A 3631-nucleotide genomic window follows, 5' to 3' on the forward strand; every position below is an offset into this window, starting at 1 on the left:
CATCTGGGTGGCGTTCTCGGCGGCAAACAGGATGGCGGCGGCGCAATCCTTGCGGCTGGTGCGGCCCTGATCGCAGGCGCTCGCCACCGAATAGACCAGCGCCCGGCTGCTGGCGAGACGGGTATACATGTCGGCGAGCTTGCCCTGCACCAGCTGAAACTCGCCGATGGCCTGACCGAACTGCTTGCGCTCGCGCACATAGGGGAGCACCACGTCCATGCAGGCCTGCATGATGCCAAGGGGGCCTGCTGCCAGCACCACCCGCTCGTAGTCGAGCCCGCTCATCAGTACCTTGACCCCGCCGTGCAGGGGGCCCAGCAGGTTCTCCTGCTTCACCCGGCAGTTGTCGAACACCAGTTCGCAGGTACTGGAGCCGCGCATGCCGAGCTTGTCGAGCTTCTGGGCGGTGGAAAAACCGGGAGTACCCGCCTCGACGATAAAGGCGGAAATCCCTTTGGGCCCGGCGGCGGCATCGGTCTTGGCATAGATGACGAAGGTGTCGGCATCGGGTCCGTTTGTGATCCACATCTTGTTGCCGTTCAGCACGAAGTGATCCCCCTCGCGCATTGCTGTGAGGCGCATGCTCACCACGTCGGAGCCGGCACCCGGCTCGCTCATGGCCAGCGCCCCCACGTGTTTGCCGCTGACCAGATCAGGCAGATATCTCGCCTTCTGATCAGGGGTGCCGTGGCGGTGGATCTGGTTGATGCAGAGGTTGGAGTGGGCGCCGTAGGAGAGGCCGACCGAGGCGCTGGCGCGGCTCACCTGCTCCACCACCAGCACATGGGCAAGATAGCCGAGGTTCACCCCGTCATACTCCTCCGCCACCGTGATGCCGTGCAGCCCCAGCTCACCCATGCGGGGCCAGAGATCCCGGGGAAAAGCGTTGCTCTGATCGATCTCGCTGGCGCGCGGTGCGATCACTTTCTGGCAGAAAGCCTCGACCTGTTCGGTCAGGGCCTGGAGGGTTTCATCCATCAGGGCATGCATCCGTGCTCTCCTTGGTGCAGTGGACTGCCGATTTCCCCTGCCATCAGGGTGATGACTGGTCAGTCCATTCGTGATTCAAGTTTACGTTAGCGTAAACGTAAATGAGTTGTTAGTCTAAGGTAAATTCGATGGCAGCCCGCCGCAAGGGGCTACCCGGGCAGAGGAGCGCAAGGAGTGAACAGGATGTGCAACAGCAACATGGATGTGGCCGGCCTGCAGTGGCCTGCCATCGCCTGCCAACGGGCTAGGAGGGGGGCATGAGCCAGCATCACACCCAGTACGGGGATCTGCCGCTCTACATCGGTGGCGAGGCGTGTCCGTCCGCAAGCGACGAGTGGATAGAGGTGACCGACCCGGCGGACCAGCATCTGCTGGCGCGGGTGCCGAAAGCGACCTCTGCGGAAATTGAGCTGGCGGTGCGCACCACTCACGAGGCCTATCTGCTGTGGCGAGAGGTGCCGACCTCCGAGCGGGCTCGGGTGATGTTCAACTACCAGCATCTGTTGAAAGTGCATCACGACGAGCTGGCGACCCTGCTGGCCCAGGAAACCGGCAAGAACCTGGCGGATGCCAAAGGGGATGTGTGGCGAGGCATCGAGGTGGTGGAGCAGGCCTGCGCCATTGCGAGCCAGACTCTGGGGGAGACCATGGGCAACGTGGCGCGCCGGGTCGACGGCCACTCCTGGGTGCAGCCCCTCGGGGTCTGCGTCGGCATCACGCCGTTCAACTTTCCGGCCATGATCCCACTCTGGATGTTCCCGCTGGCGGTGGCCTGCGGCAACGGCTTTGTGCTCAAGCCCTCCGAGCAGGATCCGCTCACTCCCATGCGCCTGGCCGAGCTGTTTACCGAGGCGGGGGCCCCCAGGGGCATTCTGTCGGTGGTGCATGGCGGCGCCGAGCAGGTGGATGCGCTGCTGGCCCATCCCGATGTCAAGGCAGTCAGTTTCGTGGGCTCGGCCCGGGTCGGCGGCCACGTCTATCGCAGCGCCACGTCGCAGCTCAAGCGGGCCCAGTGTTTTGTCGGTGCCAAGAACCACATGGTGATCATGCCGGATGCCAACAAGACTCAGGTGCTCGGCAACCTGGTGGGGGCCGGGGTCGGCGCCGCCGGTCAGCGCTGTATGGCCATCAGCGTGGCGGTGTTCGTGGGGAGCGCCAGGGAGTGGATCCCGGAGCTCGCCGCCGAGTTCGCCAAGGTGAAACCCGGCGTCTGGCACGATCCCGAGGCGGCTTATGGCCCCCTCATCAGCCCGGAGGCGAAAGTCAGGGTGGAGGGGCTTATCGAGGCGGGGATTGCCGAGGGAGCCGAGTGCCTGCTGGACGGCCGTTTTTGCGACGTGCCCGGCTACCCGGTGGGCAACTGGGTGGGGCCGACCCTGTTTCGCGGCGTGACCCCCGAGATGCGCATCTACCGGGAGGAGATCTTCGGGCCCGTGCTGGCCTGCCTCGAGGTGGGGAGCCTGGATGAGGCGCTTGCCCTCATCAACGCCAACCCCTATGGCAACGGCACCTCCCTCTTCACCGGCTGTGGCGCCGCCGCTCGCAAGTTCCGCCACGAGGTGGCGGTGGGCCAGGTGGGGATCAACGTGCCCATCCCGGTGCCGCTGCCGTTCTTCTCCTTCACCGGCTGGCGTGGCTCCTTCTACGGGGATCTGCATGCCTACGGCAAGCAGGCGGTGCGTTTTTACACCGAGACCAAGACGGTCACCGAACGCTGGTTCGACGAAGACATTCCCAGCGGCCCCAATATGACCATTCAACTGCGCTAATGGCAGGTTGCCCGGGCGCCCCCATTGGTAGCAACGGATCGACGGAACAAGTACAAAGGAAGCGAACAAGATGGATTTTACCCTGACCGAATCCCAACGGGCCTGTGTCGAGTCGGCCGGCGCCTTCGCCGATCTGGCGCTCAAACCCCACGCCGCGCGCTGGGACAGGGAGCACGAGTTCCCCATCCCCACCATCAAGCAGGCGGCGGCGCTGGGCCTGTGCGGCCTCTATACCCCGGAGCAGTATGACGGCCTGGGCCTGAGCCGGCTCGATGCCAGCCTCATCTTCGAGCGCCTCGCCATGGGCTGCACCTCCACCACCGCCTATCTCACCATCCACAACATGGTGAGCTGGATGCTGGGCAGCTGGCTGCTTGCCGAGGTGGCCGAGGAGTGGGTACCGAGGCTCGCCAGCGGCGAGTTGCTGGGATCCTACTGCCTCACCGAGCCGGGGGCGGGCTCCGACGCTGCGGCCCTCAAGACCCGCGCCGTGCGCGATGGCGAAGATTACCTTCTCGACGGCAGCAAGGTGTTCATCTCGGGCGCCGGCAGCACCGACGTGCTGGTGGTGATGGCCCGCACCGGTGGCGAGGGGGCCAAGGAGATCTCTGCCTTCATGGTACCGGCCCAGACCCCTGGCGTGAGTTACGGCAAGGCGGAGGAAAAGATGGGCTGGAACAGCCAGCCGACCCGGGAGGTGAACTTCAATGCCGTGCGCATTCCCGCTCGCTTCCGGCTGGGGGAGGAGGGGGAAGGGTTCAAGTTCGCCATGCAGGCGCTCGATGGGGGGCGCATCAACATCGCGAGCTGTTCGCTGGGCACTGCCCAGCAGGCTCTCAATGATGCCCTAGCCCATGTGCAGCAGCGCCAGC

Annotated in this window: 3 protein-coding genes; 2 read left to right on the forward strand and 1 reads right to left on the reverse strand. The window is 65.1% G+C overall.

Annotation, left to right across the window (positions count from 1 at the left end):
- Positions 1–990, reverse strand: a 990-nt coding sequence (locus AACR77_RS11115) for an acyl-CoA dehydrogenase family protein (RefSeq protein WP_042881475.1), incomplete at its 3' end; no start/stop codon positions are given.
- Positions 991–1247: 257 nt separating this feature from the next.
- Between AACR77_RS11115 and AACR77_RS11120 the strand changes: the two genes are divergently transcribed.
- Together AACR77_RS11120 and AACR77_RS11125 are read left to right on the forward strand one after the other, a co-directional pair.
- The gene (locus AACR77_RS11120; protein ID WP_042881476.1) at positions 1248–2759 is read left to right on the forward strand and encodes a CoA-acylating methylmalonate-semialdehyde dehydrogenase; all 1512 of its coding nucleotides are present in this window, start codon (positions 1248–1250) and stop codon (positions 2757–2759) included.
- 70 nt (positions 2760–2829) lie between these two features.
- On the forward strand, positions 2830–3631 hold an 802-nt coding region (locus AACR77_RS11125; RefSeq protein ID WP_231563210.1), incomplete at its 3' end, for an acyl-CoA dehydrogenase family protein.

The sequence above is a fragment of the Aeromonas sp. ZOR0002 genome (assembly GCF_963866995.1).
In the GTDB taxonomy this organism is placed as follows: domain Bacteria; phylum Pseudomonadota; class Gammaproteobacteria; order Enterobacterales; family Aeromonadaceae; genus Aeromonas; species Aeromonas caviae.